Source organism: Streptomyces radicis, from assembly GCF_003626575.1.
GTDB lineage: Bacteria > Actinomycetota > Actinomycetes > Streptomycetales > Streptomycetaceae > Streptomyces > Streptomyces radicis.
Map to the genome: position 1 here is coordinate 336,198 of NZ_RBDY01000004.1, position 21,127 is coordinate 357,324.

Genomic DNA, 21,127 nt, shown 5'->3' on the forward strand with positions numbered 1-21,127 from the left:
GTCAGCCCCGGGTCAGCTTCTTGTACGTGGTGCGGTGCGGGCGGGCGGCCTCGGGGCCGAGGCGCTCGATCTTGTTCTTCTCGTACGACTCGAAGTTCCCCTCGTACCAGAACCAGCGCGCCTCGCCCTCGTACGCCAGGATGTGCGTCGCGACGCGGTCGAGGAACCACCGGTCGTGGGAGACGACCACGGCGCAGCCGGGGAACTCCAGGAGGGCGTTCTCCAGCGAGGAGAGCGTCTCGACGTCCAGGTCGTTGGTCGGCTCGTCGAGCAGCAGGAGGTTCCCGCCCTGCTTGAGGGTGAGCGCGAGGTTCAGGCGGTTGCGCTCGCCGCCCGACAGGATGCCAGCGGGCTTCTGCTGGTCGGGGCCCTTGAAGCCGAACGCGCTCACATAGGCGCGGGACGGCATCTCGACCTGGCCGACGTTGATGTGGTCGAGACCGTCCGAGACGACCTCCCACAGCGACTTCTTCGGATCGATGTTGGCCCGGGACTGATCGACATAGGAGATGTCGACGGTCTCGCCGACGCGCACCGATCCCGAGTCGACCTTCTCGAGGCCGAGGATCATCTTGAACAGCGTGGTCTTGCCCGCGCCGTTCGGCCCGATGACGCCGACGATGCCGTTCCTCGGGAGGGTGAACGACAGCCCGTCCACCAGGATCTTCTCGCCGAACGCCTTGCCGAGCTTCTCGACCTCGACCACCACGTTCCCCAGGCGGGGGCCTGGCGGGATCTGGATCTCCTCGAAGTCCAGCTTCCTCGTCTTCTCGGCCTCGGCGGCCATCTCCTCGTAACGGGCAAGGCGCGCACGGGACTTGGCCTGGCGCCCCTTGGCGTTGGAGCGCACCCACTCCAGCTCCTCCTTGAGCCGCTTGGCGCGCTTGGCGTCCTTCTGGCCCTCGACCTTGAGCCGGGTCTGCTTGGTCTCCAGGTACTTCGAGTAGTTCCCCTCGTAGACGTACGCGCGCCCGCGGTCGAGCTCCAGGATCCACTCGGCCACGTTGTCGAGGAAGTACCGGTCGTGGGTGATCGCGACCACGGTGCCGGGGTACTGGGCGAGGTGCTGCTCGAGCCACTGCACCGACTCGGCGTCCAGGTGGTTCGTCGGCTCGTCGAGCAGCAGCAGGTCGGGCTGCTCGAGGAGCAGCCTGCACAGCGCGACGCGGCGCTTCTCGCCGCCCGAGAGGTTGGTGACGGACCAGTCGCCCGGCGGGCAGCCCAGGGCGTCCATGGCCTGCTCGAGCTGCGCGTCGAGGTCCCACGCGCCCGCGTGGTCGAGCTCCTCCTGGAGCTGGCCCATCTCCTCCATCAGCGCGTCGGTGTACTCGGTCGCCATCTGCTCGGCGATCTCGTTGAACCGGTCGAGCTTGCCCTTGATCTCGGCCACGCCCTCCTGGACGTTCTCCAGGACGGTCTTGGACTCGTCGAGCGGGGGCTCCTGGAGGAGGATCCCGACGCTGTAGCCGGGGGTGAGGAACGCGTCGCCGTTCGACGGCTGCTCCAGGCCCGCCATGATCTTCAGCACCGTGGACTTGCCCGCGCCGTTCGGCCCGACGACACCGATCTTGGCGCCGGGCAGGAAGCTCAGGGTGACGTTGTCGAGGATCACCTTGTCGCCGTGCGCCTTGCGCGTCTTGCGCATGGTGTAGATGTACTCAGCCAAGAGAAACCGTCCGGCAGTTCTGGTCAGTGGGCATCTGGTCGGTGGGTGGTGTCTGGTCGGTGGGGATCAGCGGGGGATCAGGCGGATGTCCCCATCCTGCCGCATGGGCGCGCCCCCGCGGAAACCGGTGGGCCCGGGGCGGGCGGGGCGGCCAGGCAGCGCGAAGGGGCGGGCCCGTCCCACGGACCCGCCCCCGTCACGGTGGTGCGCCGACGCCCTTCCTGGCGGTCAGCGGCCGTGCCGCGTAGGTGTCACTCGTCGCCGCCCGCGGTGGCGGAGCGGCGGCGGATGAAGAACACCGCGGCCGCGCCCACGACCAGGAGGAGCACGGCGATACCGGCGATCATGGCCGGGTTGCCGCTGTCGCTGCCGGTCTCGGCCAGGTCGGGGGAGTCATCGGCCTCGCCGCCGCCCGTGGTGGCCGGGGCGGGCTCGTTGCCGGGCTCGTCGGCGGGCGAGCAGTCGAGGACGCCGGTGAAGACCCAGGGCTCCTCACCCTCCTGCGGGTGCGCGATCTCGATCTCGTACGCCTGGTCCTCGTCGACCGGGACCAGCACGGACTCCGACGAGCCGGGCGCGACCTCGACGGTCTCGCCGACCAGCTCGAACTCGAACGGCACGTCGCCGGTGTTGTCCACCGTGACGCTGACGCCGCCATCGGCGCAGCTCTGCTCGGCGGTGACGGCGACGGAGGGGTTGCCCTCACCGGCCCAGTTGACGGAGGCGCCCGCGGTGACGGACGACGCGGAGGAGCCGGCCAGGATCATGGTCTGGGTCCTGGTGTCGACGCCGGTGAACGCGCGGCCCACCGGGACCTGCGAGCTGGCGGTCGCGGTCAGCGCCGCGGTGCCGGGCTCGGCGTCGGCGGGCACCGAGAAGTACAGCTCGCCGCCGTTGGAGACGGCCTGGTCCTCGGTGATGATCTCGCCGTTGGCGTCGACGATGGTCACGCCCTGCTCGGCCGCGGCCACGTCGGGGGTGACGAAGACGGACTCGGCGGTGGTGTTGACCGTCACCGGGCCGATGATCTGCCCTGGCTGCCCCGAGACCTGCGAAGGCGTCAGCTCGAGCGAGGCGTTGGGCTCGGGAACGTCCTCGGCGCTCTCCAGCAGCCACTCGGTCAGCTTGGCGGCGTTCTCGTTCTCGGGAACGGCGTCCACGCCGTCCGACAGGTGCCAGATCGCGGCCTGGGTGCCCGCGGCGGCCTGCTCGTCGGACAGCTCGCCCGCGTCGGCCGAGGCGGCCAGGGCGCTGAGGTCGTTGACCACCGGGTAGGAGTTCTGGAGGATCCAGTGGATCCGCCCGGCCTCCGGGTTGTTGTGCAGGGTCGAGGAGTCCCAGCCGGTCTCGCGGTAGGCGGTGCCGTTCTGGGCGGGGGTGTTGAAGTCGATGCAGTAGGTCTGGAGTATGCCGCCGTCGTCGGCGGTCAGCCTGAAGAGGCCGCCCTGGATCGACTGCTCCCGGCCGTTCGGCAGGGTCACGTCGACGGTGTCGGCGATCGCCAGGTTGTCCAACGTGGCGGTGGCGCCACTGCCCGGCTGCTCGTCGGCGATCGCGGCGCCTCCCGCCGCGATGGCGCCGGTGGCCAGGAGGCCGGTGGCGACGGCGGTGGCCGCGAGGCGGGGGGCGACCCGCCTGGGCGCAGAAATCATGTGTGTCCCCTCCACGGAATCACAGGGGCGCTGCGGCGGATGCGTCAGCCGCACGCTCATCACTATCCCCGTGCGTACGGTGGATCGTAGAGAGGCGGTTGCTGAAAGTCCCCGCCGGGCCCCCGACTTACACATTCCATGGGGGAATCGTTACCTCAGAGGGTCCCGTGACGCCCGGTCATGTGCGGACAAGAGGGGATGCTTGGCGACACCTCCGCGTCACCCGTCGGCGACGCCGCGACCACGTAGCGCTCCCGCACCTCCCGGTAGCGCATCAGCTCGGCGGCCACGGGTTCGAGGACGTGGCTGTGGCCCCGGTCGGCCGCCAGCCGCCGCAGCCGCCACTCCTCCTGCTGCCCGAACGCGCGGGCCGGGCCGCGCGCGGCGACGCGGCAGCCCCACGCGAGCAGCGGGCCGCCGACCGAGCCGCCGAGCAGCAGCGCGAGCGGCAGCCAGCGGCCCACGACGGGCTGCCCGACGAGCGCGGTGAAGAGCCAGCAGATCCCGAGGAACTGCGCGGCGAGCAGCACCGCCTGCCCCGCGCCCGCGGCCGACCACCAGCGGGGCCTCGGCAGGACGCCCGGCGGCTGCTCGGCCAGGGCGCTCTCCAACGCCCCCGGCAGCTCCTTCGCGCCCTGCCGCGCGGCGTCGCGCACGGCCCTGGCCCACGGCTCGGGCAGGCCGTCGGCGGCGTCGGCCGCCACCTGCCGCACGGCCTGCTCCACCTGGGCCCCGGCCACCACGGGAGGCCCGGGGGCGCGCAGGCGCTGGGCGACCATCGCGGGCGGCTCCCCACGGCGCTCGGCCCTATGGGCCGCGAGCCGGCGCACGACCTGGCCCCATGGCGTTCCGCACGCGCGGTCGGCGCGGCGCAGCCAGCCGCGCTCGGCGGCCTGCCCCGCGGCCTGGGCGCCGAGCGCGGCGGCGAGGCGGTCGTCGAAGTCCTCCCTGGCCCGCTCGGTCAGCCCGGCGGGGGCCTCGGCGCCGTCGGCCACATAGACGGGGCCGAGGCGGCGCGCGACGCCGTCCACGTCGGCGGCGAGCCGCCGGGCGGCCGCGGTCCTGGCGGAGACCAGCTCGCCGATCTGCCGACGCAGCTCCGCCACCCCGTCGCCGGTGAGCGCGGAGACGGCCAGCACCCCGGCCCCCGGCTCGCCGTGCTCGCCGAGCGCCACGCCGCGCTCGTCGAGCAGCCGCCGCAGGTCGTCGAGGACCGCGTCCATGGCCTCTCCCGGCAGCCGGTCGGCCTGGTTGAGGACGATGAGCGAGACGTCGGCGTGCCCGGCGAACGCCCGCAGGTAGCGCTCGTGCAGCACCGCGTCCGCGTACTTCTCGGGGTCGACCACCCAGATCACCGCGTCCACCAGGGACAGCAGCCGGTCCACCTGCTCGCGGTGGGCGGTGTCCACGGAGTCGTGGTCGGGCAGGTCGAGCAGGATCGTGCCGCGCAGCGCGTGGTCCATGATGTGCGCCCTGCGGCGCGCGCGGGCGGGAATGCCGAGGCGTTCGAGCAGCCCGTCGGGGACCTGGCCGCCGCCCGCCTCCCAGGTGCAGGAGACGGCGGTCGCGGTGGTGGGGCGGCGCACGCCCGCCTCGGAGAGCTGCGCCCCGGCGAGCGCGTTGAACAACGTCGACTTGCCGCTCCCCGTGGCCCCCGCGATGGCCACGGCGGTGTAGACGGCGGGCAGCCGGTCGCGGGCGGCGGCCTCGTCGAGGACGCGGCAGGGCTCGGCGAGCACGTCGTCGTCGAGGCGTGTGCGGGAGAGCCCGACGAGCTCGCGCAGCGCGCCGAGCCTGACCCTGAGCGCGCCGCCGCCCGGCGCGCTCCTGGTGCTCGGGCCCGGCGCCGCGGGCAGGTCCACATGCGTGTCGGCCATGGCGTTCCTTCTCCTTCCGGCCGTGGCGTGGCGCGTGGCGCCGTCGCAGCCGTGCGGGGCCTCAGGCGTGCAGGGCCCGTACGGAGGACAGCGCCGCGATCAGCTCGACCTGGGGTTCGGCGGTGATGGTGAGGGAGTGCAGGGGCGCGCCGCGGCGCTTGCGCTCCGCGGTGAGCACCCGGTCCACGCAGGCGCGCAGCTGCCTGGCGCCGTCCTCGCGCAGCCGCGAGGCGTGGCGGGGGCCGAGCATGCCGGCGAGCGACTGCTGGGCGATGGCGCCCGACCGGCCGCCGAGCAGGGAGGACGCGAGCAGCGCCGCGGTCTCCCCGTCGTCGCCGTCGTCGCGCGCGCCCGCGGCGATCCTGGCCTCGACGGCGAGGTCCTCGAGGCAGCGCCGCAGCCGCCGCGCGAGCACCCCGACGCGTTCCGCCACGCCCCCGTCCTCGTCCAGGCCGCCCGCGGGCGCGCCCGGCTCGTCGGCCCACGCGGCGGTGGTCCGCTCGTCGGCGGCGGAGACGGCCTCGACGAGCAGCCCGGCGAGCGACTGGCCGAGCGCCTCGAGGAGCTCATCGCCGCTCGCGTCGTCGGGGAACGCCAGCCACAGGGCGCGGGTCTCGCCCGTGAGCAGCCCGCCCTCCTTGAGGCAGGCCCGCACGCGCTGTTCGGCCTCGGCGTAGGCGTCGTCGAGGCGCTGGCCGAGGCGCACCGCGGCGGCGTACTGGGCGGCGCTCGCGCCCGCGAGCTCCGCGACCCGGGCGCGCAGCGAGGAGATCGCGCCCCTGGCGGTGCGGGTGACGGCGTCGGCGCGGGCGGCGGGGTCCTGGGCGCGCTGCCCGAGCCACGCGCGCAGCCCGGCCACGGCGGTGGCGGGCAGCAGGCCCGAACCACCGGCGGACTCGGGGAGTTCGGGAACGGTGAAGCGCGGGACCGAGCCGAGCCCGGCGCGTTCGAGCAGGGCGCCGTAGTGGCGGGCGACCTCGGCGGCGATCTGGTGCGGCACGCGGTCGAGGACGGTGGCGAGGGTGACGTCGTACTCGCGCGCGCTGCGCAGCAGGTGCCACGGGACGGCGTCGGCGTAGCGGGAGGCGGTGGTGACGAGGACCCAGATGTCGGCGGCGCAGAAGAGGTCGGCGGCGAGGTCGCGGTTGCCCGCGACGAGCGAGTCGATGTCGGGGGCGTCGAGGAGGGCGAGCCCCGCGGGCAGGGCGCGCGTGGTGACGACGGAGAGCGCGGGCCGCCCCTCGCCCTCGTGCCGGGGTCCGCACACCCGCCCGAGCTGCGGCAGGACGCGGCGGCCCGCGAACCACCCCTGGTCCTCGGGGTGGCACACGAGCACCGGCGTCCTGGTGGTGGGGCGCAGCACCCCGGCCTCGCTGACGCGGCGTCCGACGAGGGAGTTGACGAGGGTGGACTTCCCCGCCCCCGTGGACCCCCCGATGACGGCGAGCAGCGGGGCGTCGGGCTGGCGCAGCCGGGGCAGCAGATAGCCGTCGAGCTGGGACAGCAGCTCGGCGGACGAGCGTCTGGCCCGTTCGGCGCCCGGCAGCTCGAGCGGGAAGCGCGCGGCAGCGAGCCGCTCCCTCAGCAGGGTCAGCGCGTCCAGCAGCTCGGGCCGTGCGTCCAAGATCGCCACATGCGCAGAATGCCCAATTTGGCGCTGTTTCCCAAGCATATTCCGCCCGAACGCGCCCCAAGCCGGACACCCGACCCCCGGCCTTTGGGATAACGAGTGCGCAACACCCCCTCCGGGAGCCACCAAAACCGCTGCGCGCTCCGCGGCCGCCTGCGATTATCAGGGCGGCTTCACTGGATCTCCACAGGACGGTGTTGCCGTGAAGCAACCGGGACCACCCCCTCGACGCTCTATCCTGTGCGCGGCGAGGTCACGAGGGGGCACCGTCCCACGCCCTGACCGATACCGGCCCCCGTAGCTCAGCGGATAGAGCAGGCGCCTTCTAAGCGCTTGGCCGCAGGTTCGAGTCCTGCCGGGGGCACCACACCGATGGGAAGCGACACCGTATCGGGCGGCGTGGCGTCCATGGCGTCTTGGGGGGGCTTGGCTGTCGTGGCCACGGTGTCAGCACAGAGGATGACACGACAGTGTGCCTCATTGGTGCGCTTGTCGTAGTGGATCTGGAGCCGGAATGCCTCGAACATGCGCCTGCGAAGGGCGTCGGGCAGCGCCGCGATCTCACACCGCCCGACGGGTGTTCTTACCGAACACGCGTCGGTCGCAGATGGAGCAGAACAGGAACGAGCGCTGCCCCGACACCCCTGGACTCCCGTTGCGAGCCCTCTCAGGGGCGATGAGGACCCCGCGCCCACCGGCCCGGCCTCCCCCGCTGGCGCGTTGCTATCCCTCCAGGGCCGATAGCGGCACCCCCACCCTGGGGGCGTCAGTAAGTTACTGACGTGTTGCGAGCCCTCCGGGGCTGATGACGGCCAGGCCCCGGGGATCGCTGAGCGGCGCATGGGCCGGTGTTGCGAGCCCTCCGGGGCTGATGACGGCCCCGAGGGGAAAGCCGCTGGTCAGGGGGTGCCTGGGGCAGTGGCTCGGGCTGGGTTGTGCAGCGAGTCGGCGGTAGTGCATCGGTGCAGGTCAGATGGGGTGATCTCGCCGGGCCGCCGCGAGGGAGGCCGACCGTCAGGGAGTCGACGAGGCCCGGGAAGCGGGTGGTGCGGACGACGATACCGTCATGCGCCAGGCGACCACAGCCGATCACCACCAGAAGGGGCGCTCAACGCACAGGGGGATGGCGGCTTCGACCGTTACGTGCGCTGCCGGAATCCGCGCGTCGGCGGGATTCCCGTCCGGGGAAGCGGGCGCCCGTCGCTATGCTGCCTCGCGTGGCGGATGGCATGCGTATCGGCTTGATCTCGTTCGGTGTGCGGGAGTTCGCCGCTCTACGCGAGACATGTGTCGCCGCAGGGCACGATCCCGTCGTCTACGCCTACTCCCGGTCCATGCGCCCGAGGTCGGCGACCGACGAGGGAGCTGGCGAGGTCGTGGGCCGGATCACGGCCGAACTGCCAGCGGGGGTGGATCTGTTGGTGCCGGGCAGTTCCGAGGGGCTGGGCGCGGCCCTGCGCGGCTACGGTCTTGATCTTGTCGTCTGTTACGGGTTCTCGTGGCGCCTGCCTCGGTCCGTTCTGCGCATCCCGCGCCATGGCATGGTCAACGTCCACTGTTCGATGCTCCCCAAGTATCGAGGCCCCGCACCGGTGTTGTGGGCGATCCGGAACGGCGATCCCGACCTGGGGGTGACGGCCCACCGCATGAACGAGGAGTTCGACGCGGGTCCCGTCCTCGCCCAGGAGGACGGGGTTCCGATTCCCGACGACGTGACCCCCGAGAGCCTGTGGGATGAGTTGTCCGTGGTGCTGCGTCGTGTGGTGGCCGCCGCCTTGGAACGCGTGACGGACCCTTCGGCTGGTGAACCGCAGCCGAAGGAGGGGGTGAGTCACGCCGGGTTGATGGAGTCGGCGTTCTTCGTCGTGGACACCTCGAAGACGGCGCGTGAGGTGCACAACCAGGTGAGGACCTTCCGCTACATGGGCCCGGGCCTGGGCCCGGCCGTCACCGTCGCGGGACGGCGGCTGAAGGTCTTGGGTACGAGTCTGGCCCCCGCTGATGGGCCTCGCCTGGACTGCGCGGACGGCCCGGTGTGGATCACTGCTTCCGAGCCCGCGGAGTGATGGGCCGATCGCCGTCGCCGAGGTGGGCGGCCAGACGGTGGGTCAGCGCGACGGCCCGCGGGTCGTCGAACGCGGTCAACAGGCTCAGCGCCTCTTCCCGAGCGGCACGAGCCTGCTCGTCCTCGCCGAGCGGGTCGAGCGCGGTGGCCAGGTGCGCCAGGGCGTTGGCGAGGCGCCACTGGGCATCGAGGTCGCGGTAGGTGACGATGGCGCGGCGGTGGAGGTCGGCGGCTTCGTCGAAGCGGCCGAGGGCTTGGCACGCTTCGCCCGCGCTGTCCAGGGCGGCGGCTTCACGGGCGCTGTCGCCGAGGCCGCGTTGCATGGCTGCTGACTCGTGGGCCAGTCGTAGGGCGGCCTCCGGGTTGCCCCGGGAGAGCTCGACGCGTGCTGACTCGGCCAGCCAGTGTGCCCGCCAGAGCTGGTTGTCCTCCTCCGCGGCGATGGACAGGGCGTCGGCGATCGCGCGAGCGGCCGCCTCGGGGTCGCCCGATGCGCGTCGGGCCCAGCTGAGCAGCCACAGCGCGTTGCCCTCGCCGGAGTGGTCCCCCAACTCGCGGAAGTCGGCCAGCGCGTGCTCGACGATCGCGCGGGCCTCCTCGGCGCGGCCGAGTTCGCACAGGGTTTCCGCGAGGTTGCCGCGCATCAGGGCCTTCCAGCGCCGGTCGTCGAGGTCGCGGAAGATCTCCACGGCTTCGGTGAAGTGGGCTTCCGCTTCGTCCAGTCGCCGACGACGGAGCCCGAGGAGACCGAGAGCGTTGACCGACACCGCCGTGCCGTGCCGATCGCCGATCCGCCGACGGATGGCCAGCGCGCCCCGGTGGCATTCCTCGGCCTCCTCCAGCCGCGAAGCCTGGAACGCCACCTTGCCCAGGTTCTCCAGCGCCTCCGCCTCCCCGATCTCCTCGCCCGACGCCCGCGCGGCGTCGAGGGCGATCCGGGCGGTGGTGCCCCAGGCGTCGAACGCGTTGTGGTGCATGTGGATCGCCCGCAACGCCACGGCCAGCCGCCACGCGATCCCGGGGAAGCCAGCGTCCGCGGCGACGCGGGTGGCGGCCACCAGGTTGGCGGACTCCGCCTGGTACCACCGGAACGCGGACTCGTAGTCGTCGAAGGTGAGCGCGGCCGCCGAGGCCGGGGCGTGGTCGTCGAGGGCGCAACGGTCGTGGGGCGCGATGGCCCGCTGCGCCGCGTCCGCCGTGCGCAGGTACCAGGCGAGAGCGCGCGCGAGGATGGCGGACCGGTCCGCTTCGCTCTCCTCCCGCCGCACCAGCTCGCGGGCGTACGCCCGCAGCAGGTCGTGGAGCTCATACCGCTCCCCCGGGCGCCGCTGAACCAGGTGGGCGCGGACCAGGGTCTCCAGCAGCGCACGAGCGCGGGCTGGCTCGAGGGCGGCGAGGCTGGCAACGGCCGCGAGCCCGAACTCGTTGCCCGGATGGAGCCCGAGCAGCCGGAACAGCCGGGCCGCGGGGGCGGGCAGCGCCCGGTAGGACCACTCGAACACGCTGCGCATCGCGTCGGTTCCCTCCTCAGGCCCTTCCTCGGGATCGGCGGTGAGTACGGTCCACCGTGCCGTCTCGTCGCGCAGCTCGTCGATCAACTCGCCCAGCGGCATCGTCGGCCAGCCCGCCGCGCGTTCCGCGGCGATGCGCAACGCCAGCGGAAGCCCTCCGCACATCCGCGCCAGCTCCGTCAGGTCGGAGCCCTGGTCGCCGGGCCGGTCATCGGCTGTGGTGGCGCGCAGCAACGCGACGGCGTCCGTGGTCGGAAATGTCGTCACCCGCACGCGCACCGCGTCGTGCTGCGTCACCAGGGCGGTGAGGTCGTCGCGGCTGGTGATGAGCACCAGGGATGCGGCGGTTCCCGGCAGCAGCGGCCGTACATGAGCGCTGTCGGCGGCGTTGTCGAGGAAGACCAGCATGCGGCGGTCCGCCATGAGGGAACGGAACAGGGTCTCCCGCCGGTCGCGCGCGGTCGGCACCTGCGTTGCGGACATGCCGAGGTCTTCCAGGAAACGACCGAGGACCTCATCCGACGACATCGGGGAGTCGGCGGTGTAGCCACGCAGGTTGGCGTACAGCTCGCCGCCCGGGAAATACGACCGGATGGCATGGGCCCAGTGCAACGCGAGCGTGGTCTTGCCGACGCCAGCGGTACCCGTGATGACCGCCACGCGCGACGCGTGCGGCTCGGCGCCGTGATCCGCGATGAGGGTGCCCAGCCGGGACAGTTCTCGGGAGCGGTTGACGAAGTGCCGTATTCCTCCGCGGAGCTGGTGCGGGATCACCGCCGGGGGGCGCTCGGGGGGCTGATGAATGTGCACCCCGCCGTCGATGTCCCGGGCCTGAACGACACTGTGCGCGGCGGTCCGGCCCTCGACCCGGTTGATGTGCCCCGACGTGTCGCCCATCGCCACATCGCTAGATCTGGGCCGGTGGAGGCGGCAGGTGCGCGACATGCTGGTCGAACCAGCCCGACAGCGGCTCCCCGGCCCGGAAAAGTTCCTCGATGAACGCCTGACACCGCACGATGAGGTCCGGGTCGACATATTTCCGCGCGGCTTCCAGCACGCCCCGCGCGTCGTAGACCGCCTCGTACATCACGCGGGAGCCGAGCGTGTAGATCTCCGGCAGCGGCCCGTCGACCTCGTACTCGGCGACCTTGTCCACGTCGATGACATGAACCGGGCCGCCGCACTCCTCCCGGATCCGCAGCGCGTGCAACTCCCACCACATGTAGGCGCTCAACGGCTCCTGGACCACCCGGATCCGCCGCGGCACGAACCCGCGCCGCTCGGCCTTGCGGTGGTACTCCGCCATGTCCGGCCGCCCTGCCTCCAGCAACCGCAGCGACTCCTCCCAGTCACCACGGGCGAACGCCTCCCAACTGTCGTAGCCGGGCTCCTGGAACGTCTGCTGACGCTCCATTTTCCAGAACCCCAGGTCAGCGCTGTGCCAGAAGTGTGCTTCGAAGTCGGCGTAGTAGGCGTCGAGCGGCATGAGCTCGCCTGTGGCGCCGTCCAGCAGGCTAGGCATCCGGGATGTCCGCCTTGGCCGCGATGATCGTCGCCCGCGGGATGATCACCAGCCGCTCACCGGGGTCGACGCTCACCCCCTCGGGCAGCCGTCCCTCGTAGGAGAGGGTCAGGTCGGTGCCGATCACGGCAACGTCCCCGTTGTCCAACTCCCAGACATCAGGGCAGCTCGCGTTCCCCGAGGTCTGCCCCAACTCATGCGAGGACTTCCCCCATCGCCGCGCGAACGCCGCCGCCGGATCAGCCTCCCACTTCTCGGCCATGTCTCCTCCTCCAGTGCCGCGCGACCGCCGTCCCCAGCTCAGGGCGGGTTGACGACATCGCCCACCGTGTACGCCTGAACGTATGGTGTCACTCTCATCGATGGCAACCAGGCCTCTCCTTCAGCCATCTCCGCCCGCCTTTTCCGTCATGTGCGGCCTTACGGTTCGGTCGGCTTGACGGCTGTGTACTGGCGGCGCCCCGAAGAGCGCCGCGACGGGCGCGTCCCCGTGCTCGGTGCAAGAACGATCAGAGGCAGTCCGCCGTTGACCGGTCAGCGGATCAACTCCAGGACGAGCTCGCCGACCTCCCTGGTCACCACGGCGTCGAACCATGGCCCTTCAGAGGGCGGATAACGGCTTGCATCGGACTGAGCGACGTCGCCCTGTCCTTTGCAAGCGTTGCGAGCCCTCCGGGGCGGATGACAGCCCCGAGGGTAAAGCCGCTGGTCAGGGGGTGCCTGGGACCGCCGAACCGGTCCGTGAGCAGCGCGTCGCCACCCTGGCCGCGGCCTACGCACGGCACCCCCAACGGTTCAACCGACGGCCGGGGCCGCCACGCGTCCCCCGCCAGGCGTGGATCAACGACCCCACCAAGCGCCGCCAACCCGAGCAACACCGTTCATAGCTTGACAGGTTGTGGAGAGGACGTCTCCGATCTCCGGAATGACGTTCGGATATGGTCATGGCACATCAGAGAAGTCGACTCATGACCTACGGAATGATCATGTCCGCACCCCCACGAAGTCGACGAAGCGACTACGCGGAAGTCTCCCTGCTGGCCAGCAACGGGTGGTCCTACGATCAGGCCGGGCCCTGGCTGGCCGCACAGGCGGGCACGGCTCTTCGCAACGGCTCGCACCCGAGCCGGTAACCGTCCCCGACACCGCGGACCTCATCGTGGATTCCCTCGTGCCAGAGGATCCGCGAGGGAACATCGCGAGGTGGTCGCCCGACCGCCCCGCCGAACCGGAAACGCTCCTCATGCTGAACTCGACCACGCACGCACCGGCACAGGAGGCCGACGACCTCACCCGGCGCCGGTCCATCGCACCCACCGCCGGCGCCGGATCACTCCCCCACCGGAGCGAGACCACTTCACCACCCAACAGGGCGGCCGCTTCAGCGCCATCGCCGTTCGACGACCCGTCAGGCGTTGACATCCTCGCCCCCTTACCCCGGCGGACCTCCCGTTCCGTCCCCGATGGCCGACCGACTCCCCCACCAACCGCGAACAGGCCAGCTCGGAACGGCGGTTCGAGCACGTGAGATCCAGGTTCGACCCCGTGACCGTCACCGCGCTGGCGGTCGCCGTGGTCTCCATCTCGGCCACCGCTCCCCTCACAGCCCAAGCGACCGCCTCACCTCTCGCCATGGCCTTCTGGCGCAACGCGCTGGGATTCGCCACGCTCGGAGTGCTCCTGCTGGTCCTGCGACGCCGTGAAGCCGCGCGCGTCGCACGCCGCGAGCGCGCCCTGCTCCGCCGGGAACAGTGGCGGCCCATGGTGTTCAGCTTCCTCGCGGCCACCTCACTCGCTCTTCATTTCGCCGCTTTCATGACGAGCACGCGGATGACCACGGTCGCGATATCCACTGCACTGGTGGCGACCCAGCCGGTCTGGCAGGCCCTCATTGCCGCGGGTCAGGGCATCAGGTTCGCCCGGAGAACCTGGATGGGCCTGGTCATCGCCGTCGTGGGGGCCTTCGCGGCCGCCGGCCCCGACATCCAGTCCGGCGGTACGGCGCTGCTGGGCGATCTGCTGGCCCTCGCCGGAGCCGTGACCAGCGCCGGCTACGCCGCCCTGAGCCAGAAGGCACGCGCCGACCTCAGCACGCCCTTGTACTCGACGGTGACATCGCTGATCTGCGGCCTGGAACTCCTCATCGTCTGCTGGCTGGCCGGTATACCCCTGACCGGCTTCGACCAGAGCACGCAGCTCTCACTGCTCGGCTTGCTCATTCTGCCCCAACTCCTGGGGCTCGGCGCCATGAACTTCGCCCTCGGCAGGACATCGGCGACCACGATGAGCACCGTCCTCCTTCTGGAGACTCCGGTGGCCGCCCTCGCCGCCTGGTGGTTGATGGGGCAGAGCGTCGAACCAGCGGCCCTGCCGGGGCTCCTGCTGATCATCATCGGCGTCACGGTCGTGGTGCGAGGCGGCGACGGGGAGCCCGCGGTGAGACGTCGCGGAAGACACCGCCGGGGCGCACCGCTGCCGAGTCAGGCCCCCAGGGCATCTCAACCGCCGCCACGGGTGGGGGTGAGCGCGCCCGCCACGCCGACGGCGGCCTTCGCGTACTCCGGGCCGGTATCAGCGGCGCCAGGGACCGTGACCCGCCGTTCCTGGCCGAGCACTGGCGCGGAAGGAACGGAGGCGGACGAGGACGAGAGCCCGACGCTCACCTTCTTCCACCACGGCGCCGGGGCGTTCGACAGCCTGTATACCTCCAGGCACCCGGAACATGAGCCGCCGCCTCTCGACCAGCCCACGGTGGAGATACGGCCGAACGGTCGCCGGGGCCCATGATCCGCGTCCACGCCATCGAGAACAGGCTCGCCGACGGCGAGCGGCCCGGCTTGTGGGGCGGGCGGCCGGGTGGTGCCAGGCGGTACGGCGCAGACGGTGCCGTTGGCGGGGAGGGTCCCGTCGATGAGCGCGGCGTCCACCGCGTCGTCGACGCACGGGCCACTGGTGCGGTACGAGGTGTGGCCCACGCCCTCGCGGGTGAGCAGCACCGCGCCCTCCAGGCGCTCGGTCATGGCCTCGGCCCAGTGGTGCGGCGAGACGTTGTCCAGGCGGCCGCCGACCACCAGGATCGGCGGGGCGCCCGCGCCGGTGAGCTCACGCGTGAACCGGTCCTCGTTGTCGACGGGCCACAGCGCGCAGTTGAGGGCACTGTAGGCGGCCCGGCCGCCGAGCCGTTCGCCGCGTTCGGCGATCCTCTTCGCCGCGGCACGATGCTCGGACAGTCTGCCCAGCTCCGGCCAGTCGGCGCACCGGACGCCGGTGTGCGGCTCCTGGAGGATCGCGAGCGGACCGCCGAACGGCGCCACCGTGACGTTCGCGACCATGAAGTGCAGGAACGTGCCGTCGCCCTGCTGCGCGCCGAGCAGCCCCGCCGTGAGCGTGGGCCAGAGCACCCGGTGGCCCGCGGCGGCCCGCACTCCCTCGAGCGCCATCGCGCCGTCGAGCGTGCCGCCCGGCGTGAGCCCTTCGACCGGCGGGACCTCCAGCGGCTCCTCCTCCAGGTCGGCGATCAGGGCGTCGAACGCTGCCTCCGGGTCACCGCCGCCGAAGGCGCACACCTCCACACCCTCGGCGCGGCACGTCTCGAACCAGGCGTCGAGCGTCTCCTCGTTGGACACCGCGACGTCGTCGAGGAGCCGCAGCGGGTCGTTCTGCCAGAGGTCGGTGTCGACCGGGGCGTCGATCACCATCCGGCGGACGCGGTCAGGGAACAGCGTGGCGTACATGGGCCCCACGACCGTGCCGTAGGACGCGCCGTAGAAGGTGATCCGCTCCTCGCCGAGCGCGGCGCGCACCTGGTCCAGGTCCCGGGCCACGTTGTCCGTGGACAGGCTCGCCAGGAACTCGGGGCTCTGGTGGTCAAGGCAGCCCTCCGTGAAGGTGCGGGCGTCGAGAAGAAGCCTGCCGAACGGCTTCCCACCGGGGATGGCCGGGTCGCGGTCCTCGGTCGCCTGCTCGGCCCGCTGCGCGTCGGTGAGGCAGCGCACGGCGCCGGACTCACCGACGCCGCGCGGGTCCACGCCGACGACGTCGAACCGGGCGACGACGTCGGGTGAGTACGGGCCCGCGCCGTTGGCGGCGTCGATGGAGGCGACCGTCTCGGTGGCCGGTACGCCCGGGCCGCCCGGGTTGATGAACAGGCTGCCGATACGTCGGTCCGGATCGGTGGCACGGTGGCGGGTCACGGCGAGCGGGATCCGCTCGCCTTCGGGGTCGGTGTACTCCAGCGGTACCTCGACGGTGGCGCAGTCCAGGCCGGTCCCGCACTCCTCCCAGTCGACCGGGTCGGGGAAGGACGCGGGCACGGACGGGCCGGAGACGGCGGCCGGGTCCTCCGGCGTCGCCGTCGCGGCCGTGCCGCTCCCGCCCGCGAGCCAGGTCAGGGCCAGCGCCGCGGCGGCCGGTACGGCAGCGATCCGTAGGGATACCGGGGACACTCGGGCCTGGCGGGGTGGAAGGGGCATGGCATCGACGCTAGGCGGGCCCCCCGACGCCGACATCCGCCGCGGGGTCGAGGCCATGAGACGAAAGTCGTAGTGCGTGCCGGTGTCCCCCGTCTTGGCCCGGTCCCGTGGACGACCTGAGGCGCTGCCACCGACGCACCTCCATGGACCTCATCGCCCAGGCGGGCGAGGAACCACGAGTCCTCCACGCGCGCCTGCGCCAGCTCGTCGAGCTGGCGGTTCGGGGACTCAGCGGCAGCGGGCAGCGGGGGAGACCGCGATGACCACAGGGCCCGGCTTCCTCCTGAGCCTGCTCGCGGGCGTTCTCGCCGCCAACGCCACCCCTCACTTCATCCGGGGCATCACCAAGAAGCGCTTCCCGACCCCCTTCGGCGACGGGCCGCTGATCAATCTGGTCGCGGGCTGGGCGATGTATGTCGCCGCCTCGACCGGCGTGCTGGCGATGGGCGTGTTCCACGCCACCACAGGCGCGTTCGGCAAGGGACGGCCTCCCGCACAAGGCGGCACCTGACACGGGGCACGGGCCGCGTTCGCGCTCGGCCGCCTCGCGGCGGATCAGGGGGTGGCGGATCAGGGGGTGGCGGGCTCGCCCGTGGCGGAGTCGAACCACTCGGTGCCGCCGATCAGGTAGCCCCACTCGGTCTGGCCGCTCACGGCGCTGGTGCGGAACGGCTCGCCCTCGTCGTCGAGGCGGAGGGTGCCCGAACGTTCGCCGCTCGACCAGTCGAGCTCGAGGTACCAGCTGACGTCCTGGGCGTCGGTGTGCGCGGCGACCTGGAAGACCAGCGGCTCGTTCTCGTCGACCCACAGGGGGAGGTCGGCCTGCCCCGCCACCGCCGTGGGCCCCGGCGCGGTGGCGTCGAGGTCCACGTCGAACGCCGTGGTCCGCACGGGCCCTCCGCCGCACCCCGAGTAGCCGCCGTAGAGCTGCCAGGGCAGCGGCTCGCCGCTCTCCGTGACGCGGACGCGCAGGTCGCGCAGCACGACCGTCACGTCCTCCGTGCCCTGGACGGTGAGCTCCACGTTCTGCCGCCCGGCAGGGACGGCATCGAGGGCGCGCGCCCAGCCAGGGGCGTCCGTCTCGGTCGGCGGGGGCGGCACCTGGGAGGGCGGCAGGTCGACGAGGTAACGGCCCTCGCACTGGTCGAACGCGTACGGGACGGTGGCCACGGCCAACGGCGCGGGGGCGCCGGGGAGTTCACCGGCCGCGGCGTCGTCGCCGTCACCGTCACCCCCGGTGAGGAGCGTCGCGACCAGGACGACCGCGAGCGCCACGGCGAGGGCGCCCGCCGCGGCCAGCGCGAGCCGTGGCCGGGGGCGGCGGGAGGGCGGGGGTGGCCCGGCGGGGGCGGCCGCGGGCGCCACCGGCTCGGGCGGCGGCCCCGGGTGCCCGTCGGGGACCGGCCTCGGGCCCTTCCGCTCGCGCTGCCGCGCCGTGTCGGCGGCGATCCACCGCCGGTGCAGCTCCGCGTGCTCGTCGGGCGTGGCCCGGCACAGCCGGGCGAACCGCTCCACGGTCCCGAACTCCGGCGGCAGCGCCTCCCCCCGGCAGTAGCGGTGCAGCGTCGACGCACTCATGTGCAGCCGCTTCGCCAGGACGCCGTAGCTGAGCCCCGAACGGTTCTTCAGCTCGATGAGCAGCGCGGCAAGATCCGCGGTCTCCGCGTCCGGCACCGCCGTTCCCCCGTCCCTCGCGTCCCGTCCCGGCATTCGATGCGGGCAACATCCTCGCAGCTCACCCCGGTTCGGGCCGTCCCACCCCCCCCGAACGGTCCGCGTTCGCTGGCGGGTGGGACGGCGGCCGATCCATGCTGCGGTCGTCCGGGCCACCGGGTCCGGCGGGTCAGCCGATCCGACGCGAACGACGAGAGAGCAGCACCACGATGAACACCACCGCACCGCGCCGCGGCACCCGCCTCCGCGCCGCCGTCGCCGTACTCGGCGCGACGCTCGCGCTGACGCTCACCGCCTGCCAGGACGACGAGACGGGCGCGTCGGGCGACTCGGCGACCGGGTCGCCGGGCGCGGAGTCCCCCCGGGAGCCCGACGACGCGTCGGGCGGCACCGAGGGCGGCGAGAACCCCGAAGAGACGGGTGACACGGGCGAGCAGGGCGAGACGGGGAGCACCGGCGGCGGGGCCCAGGGGGGCGGAACGTCGGGGGGCGGCGGAACATCGGGGGGCGGCGGCGATGACCCGGCCGACGCGGGCGCCGCGCCCTGCGCGGACGCGACGACCGAGCTGACCGCCACCCCGGTCGAGCGGCCGATCAACCACCTGCTGCTCAGGGTGACCAACACAGGCGACGACACGTGCGCCGCCTTCCACGGCCCGTTCCTGCGCTTCGGCGACGCCCAGGCCGCCCTCCCCCGGTACGAGGACAGCAGGCCGCAGGCCGTCGTCACGCTGGCGCCCGGCGAGACCGCCTATGCCGGGATCCTCACGTCGACCGCCACGGGTGAGGAGGAGGGCTACCGCGCGACGAGTCTCGGCGTGCAGTTCGCGAACGCCGACGACGAGGGCGTCGGCGAGCTGACGGACGTTCCGCTGCCCGGCGGCGAGGTGTACATCGACACCTCGGCGCAGGTCACGTACTGGCAGACGTCGCTGGACGCCGCGCTGTTCTGGTGACGCGCGGCGGGCCGCCGCACGCCGCGCGGGCCGGGTGGGGGGCCAGGCCATATTGACCTGACCATGCCATTATCGCGATCATGGCGCCACCCCCACCCAGGAGATGCGCATGCGCAGATTCCCGCGCGGCAGGCGGACCGCCATCGCCGCCACCGTTCTCACCCTCGCCCTCGCCGTCACGACCGGAGCGCAGGCCACCGCGGCCCCCGACGACCGGGCCCCGGCGGCGGAGGCCGTCAGGCAGTACGAGGTCGGCGACGTGGCCACGGCCGACGCGCGCACGGCCCTGGCCCGCACCGGCACCGCGATCGACGAGGTGCGCTCCTCGTCCGTGGTGATCACCGCGGACGAGGCCCACGCCGAACGCCTCGCCGACCTCGGCTACGAGCTGACCGCCCTCACCACGCCCACCGAGCGCGGCGGCCCCATCACCGCCGCCGCCCCAGGCGACTACCACACCTACGGCGAGGCGCTCGCCGCCGTCGCCGAGGCCGAGGCGGCCTACCCCGACCTGGTGAGCAGCCAGGTCATCGGCCAGTCCCACGAGGGCCGCGACATCGTCGCCGTCAAGGTCAGCGCGAACGTGGCCGTCGACGAGGACGAGCCCGAGGTGCTGTTCACCCACAACCAGCACGCCCGCGAGCACCTGACCGTCGAGATGGCGCTCTACACCCTGGGCGAGCTGACCTCCCAGTACGGCACCGACCCGGAGATCACCGCCCTCCTCGACAGCCGCGAGGTGTGGCTGATCCCCTCGGTCAACCCGGACGGCAAGGTCTACGACCAGGAGTCGGGCTCGTTCCGCAGCTGGCGCAAGAACCGGCAGCCCAACGCGGGCTCCTCCTCCACAGGCACCGACCTGAACCGCAACTGGGCCTATGAATGGGGCTGTTGCGGCGGCTCCTCGGGCTCGCCCGGCAGCGAGACCTACCGGGGCGCCGCCCCCGAGTCGGGCCCAGAGACGACCGTCGTCGCCGACTTCGTGCGCGGCCGTGCGGTCGGCGGCGAGCAGCAGATCACCGCGCACATCGACTTCCACACCTATGGCGAGCTGGTGCTGTGGCCCTACGGCTTCACCTACGCGGACACCGCGGCGGGGCTCACCGCGGACGACGCGGCGGCGTTCGAGGCGCTGGGCACCGCGATGGCCGACAGCAACGGCTACACCCCGCAGCAGTCGAGCGACCTCTACATCACGGACGGCACGATCAACGACTGGCTCTGGGCGGACCAGGGGATCTTCTCGTTCACCTTCGAGATGTACCCGACGTCGAGCGGCGGCGGCGGGTTCTACCCGCCGGGCGACGTGATCGACCGGGAGACCGGCCGCAACAGGGAGGCCGTGCTGACGCTGCTGTCCTACGCGGACTGCGCCTACCGGGCCGCGGGTCTCGAGGGAGAGTACTGCGCCGCCTGAGCCGCCCCGCGCCGCACACCGTGACCGGCCGCGCCACGGCCGGTCTCGGTGGGGCGGGCGGTGGCGGTGGGACGGGTGCCACGGGCGTGACCGGCGCTAGGGTGGCGTAATGAGTGAGTCCGCGCCGTCCCGGGATGTCCTGGCCTGGCAGGTCGCCGAGTTGACCCGGCGGGTCTCCGAGCTCGAGACCAGGCTCGGCGGCGAGAGGACCGCGGGGGCCGAGGCCGAGTCGCCCGACGGCTACCCCGACACGTACTGGGCGCTGCCGCACCTCAGGGAGCGCCTGGAGGAGGCGGAGCACGGCGGGGTCCTGTTCGCCGGGTCCGTGGTCGTCCCGAGCGGCCAACGGGTGGAGTGGGAACGGTCCGCCGCCACCGACGCCGTGCTGGGCACGGACTGGTCGGAGCTGGCCGAGACGCTGGGCGCGCTGGGGCAGCCGGTGCGGCTGCGACTCATGCAGGCCCTGCTCGAGGGGCGCAGCGCGGTCGCCGAGCTCACGGAGCTCGACGGGCTCGGCACGACCGGTCAGATCTACCACCATCTACGGCAGTTGGTGGCCACCGGCTGGCTCGAGACGACCTCGCGGGGGCGTTACCAGGTGCCACCCACGCGGCTGGTCCCCCTACTGATCATGATCACGGCCGCCCGCCGTTAGGCCGCCCGCCGTCGGGCATGCGACGGCGGG

The 21,127-nt window shown here is 72.6% G+C and carries 14 protein-coding genes, 1 tRNA gene and 1 pseudogene; 7 read left to right on the top strand and 9 right to left on the bottom strand.

Features of this window, described 5'->3' with window-relative positions; translation table 11 throughout:
* Position 1: 1 nt before the first annotated feature.
* The 4 genes from ettA to D7318_RS09120 all read right to left on the bottom strand — a co-directional run bounded on the left by ettA (position 2) and on the right by D7318_RS09120 (position 6,867).
* Entirely contained in the window at positions 2-1,666 is a 1,665-nt protein-coding gene (gene ettA / locus D7318_RS09105; RefSeq protein WP_120696356.1) for an energy-dependent translational throttle protein EttA, read from the bottom strand.
* A 251-nt stretch (positions 1,667-1,917) separates the two neighbouring features.
* Positions 1,918-3,318 (bottom strand): thioester domain-containing protein, encoded by a 1,401-nt coding sequence (locus D7318_RS09110; protein ID WP_120696357.1) that lies wholly within the window; start codon positions 3,316-3,318, stop codon positions 1,918-1,920.
* A gap of 155 nt (positions 3,319-3,473) precedes the next feature.
* Positions 3,474-5,195, bottom strand: coding sequence for a GTPase (locus D7318_RS09115; RefSeq protein ID WP_120696358.1), 1,722 nt, complete (start codon positions 5,193-5,195; stop codon positions 3,474-3,476).
* 61 nt (positions 5,196-5,256) lie between these two features.
* Positions 5,257-6,867: an ATP-binding protein gene (locus D7318_RS09120; protein ID WP_120696359.1), complete on the bottom strand. Its 1,611-nt coding sequence runs from the start codon at positions 6,865-6,867 to the stop codon at positions 5,257-5,259.
* 249 nt (positions 6,868-7,116) lie between these two features.
* On the opposite strand from D7318_RS09120, the gene D7318_RS09125 reads away from it, so the two are divergent.
* Positions 7,117-7,192 (top strand) — tRNA-Arg (locus tag D7318_RS09125).
* An 862-nt stretch (positions 7,193-8,054) separates the two neighbouring features.
* Complete coding sequence (locus D7318_RS09130; RefSeq protein WP_120696441.1) at positions 8,055-8,891, top strand: methionyl-tRNA formyltransferase; 837 nt, start codon at positions 8,055-8,057, stop codon at positions 8,889-8,891.
* Here the strand turns inward: D7318_RS09130 and D7318_RS09135 are convergent.
* From D7318_RS09135 to D7318_RS09145, 3 genes are read right to left on the bottom strand one after another with little or no spacing between them, the layout of a single operon-like run.
* Positions 8,866-11,298 carry an ATP-binding protein gene (locus D7318_RS09135; RefSeq protein WP_120696360.1) on the bottom strand — a complete coding sequence of 811 codons (2,433 nt, stop codon included), beginning with the start codon at positions 11,296-11,298 and terminating at the stop codon, positions 8,866-8,868. The genes D7318_RS09130 and D7318_RS09135 overlap by 26 nt on opposite strands.
* 10 nt (positions 11,299-11,308) lie before the next feature.
* Entirely contained in the window at positions 11,309-11,923 is a 615-nt protein-coding gene (locus tag D7318_RS09140; RefSeq protein WP_120696361.1) for a DUF6879 family protein, read from the bottom strand.
* Entirely contained in the window at positions 11,916-12,185 is a 270-nt protein-coding gene (locus D7318_RS09145; protein ID WP_120696362.1) for a hypothetical protein, read from the bottom strand. Before D7318_RS09145 ends, D7318_RS09140 begins: the two co-directional genes overlap by 8 nt.
* A gap of 1,283 nt (positions 12,186-13,468) precedes the next feature.
* Between D7318_RS09145 and D7318_RS33355 the strand changes: the two genes are divergently transcribed.
* Positions 13,469-14,710, top strand: coding sequence for a DMT family transporter (locus D7318_RS33355; protein WP_220729564.1), 1,242 nt, complete (start codon positions 13,469-13,471; stop codon positions 14,708-14,710).
* 101 nt (positions 14,711-14,811) lie between these two features.
* On the opposite strand, the pseudogene D7318_RS33820 reads toward D7318_RS33355, so the two are convergent.
* Positions 14,812-16,452, bottom strand: a pseudogene (locus D7318_RS33820) (alpha/beta hydrolase); the annotation flags it as partial.
* A 202-nt stretch (positions 16,453-16,654) separates the two neighbouring features.
* On the opposite strand from D7318_RS33820, the gene D7318_RS09160 reads away from it, so the two are divergent.
* Entirely contained in the window at positions 16,655-16,906 is a 252-nt protein-coding gene (locus D7318_RS09160) for a hypothetical protein (RefSeq protein WP_120696365.1), read from the top strand.
* Positions 16,907-16,965: 59 nt separating this feature from the next.
* On the opposite strand, the gene D7318_RS09165 is transcribed toward D7318_RS09160, so the two are convergent.
* A complete protein-coding gene (locus tag D7318_RS09165; protein ID WP_120696366.1) occupies positions 16,966-18,105 on the bottom strand; it encodes a helix-turn-helix domain-containing protein in 1,140 nt (379 codons plus the stop codon).
* A 173-nt stretch (positions 18,106-18,278) separates the two neighbouring features.
* On the opposite strand from D7318_RS09165, the gene D7318_RS09170 reads away from it, so the two are divergent.
* The 3 genes from D7318_RS09170 (at position 18,279) to D7318_RS09180 (ending at position 21,097) form a co-directional block, all read left to right on the top strand.
* The gene (locus D7318_RS09170) at positions 18,279-19,025 is read left to right on the top strand and encodes a DUF4232 domain-containing protein (protein WP_183091615.1); all 747 of its coding nucleotides are present in this window, start codon (positions 18,279-18,281) and stop codon (positions 19,023-19,025) included.
* Positions 19,026-19,134: 109 nt separating this feature from the next.
* Positions 19,135-20,442, top strand: a complete 1,308-nt coding sequence (locus tag D7318_RS09175) for a M14 family metallopeptidase (protein WP_120696368.1) — start codon at positions 19,135-19,137, stop codon at positions 20,440-20,442.
* Positions 20,443-20,551: 109 nt separating this feature from the next.
* Complete coding sequence (locus D7318_RS09180) at positions 20,552-21,097, top strand: ArsR/SmtB family transcription factor (protein ID WP_120696369.1); 546 nt, start codon at positions 20,552-20,554, stop codon at positions 21,095-21,097.
* The last annotated feature ends 30 nt before the right edge of the window (positions 21,098-21,127 follow it).

Excerpts from the sequence above, each read along its gene's own strand:
- D7318_RS09175 (WP_120696368.1), top strand. The coding sequence starts at position 19,135 with ATGCGCAGATTCCCGCGCGGCAGGCGGACCGCCATCGCCGCCACCGTT.
- D7318_RS09145 (WP_120696362.1), bottom strand. The coding sequence starts at position 12,185 with ATGGCCGAGAAGTGGGAGGCTGATCCGGCGGCGGCGTTCGCGCGGCGA.
- D7318_RS09110 (WP_120696357.1), bottom strand. The coding sequence starts at position 3,318 with ATGATTTCTGCGCCCAGGCGGGTCGCCCCCCGCCTCGCGGCCACCGCC.
- D7318_RS09180 (WP_120696369.1), top strand. The coding sequence starts at position 20,552 with ATGAGTGAGTCCGCGCCGTCCCGGGATGTCCTGGCCTGGCAGGTCGCC.
- D7318_RS09165 (WP_120696366.1), bottom strand. The coding sequence starts at position 18,105 with ATGCCGGGACGGGACGCGAGGGACGGGGGAACGGCGGTGCCGGACGCG.
- D7318_RS09115 (WP_120696358.1), bottom strand. The coding sequence starts at position 5,195 with ATGGCCGACACGCATGTGGACCTGCCCGCGGCGCCGGGCCCGAGCACC.
- D7318_RS09120 (WP_120696359.1), bottom strand. The coding sequence starts at position 6,867 with ATGCTTGGGAAACAGCGCCAAATTGGGCATTCTGCGCATGTGGCGATC.
- D7318_RS09130 (WP_120696441.1), top strand. The coding sequence starts at position 8,055 with ATGCGTATCGGCTTGATCTCGTTCGGTGTGCGGGAGTTCGCCGCTCTA.
- D7318_RS09160 (WP_120696365.1), top strand. The coding sequence starts at position 16,655 with ATGACCACAGGGCCCGGCTTCCTCCTGAGCCTGCTCGCGGGCGTTCTC.
- D7318_RS09140 (WP_120696361.1), bottom strand. The coding sequence starts at position 11,923 with ATGCCTAGCCTGCTGGACGGCGCCACAGGCGAGCTCATGCCGCTCGAC.
- D7318_RS09135 (WP_120696360.1), bottom strand. The coding sequence starts at position 11,298 with ATGGGCGACACGTCGGGGCACATCAACCGGGTCGAGGGCCGGACCGCC.
- D7318_RS09170 (WP_183091615.1), top strand. The coding sequence starts at position 18,279 with ATGAACACCACCGCACCGCGCCGCGGCACCCGCCTCCGCGCCGCCGTC.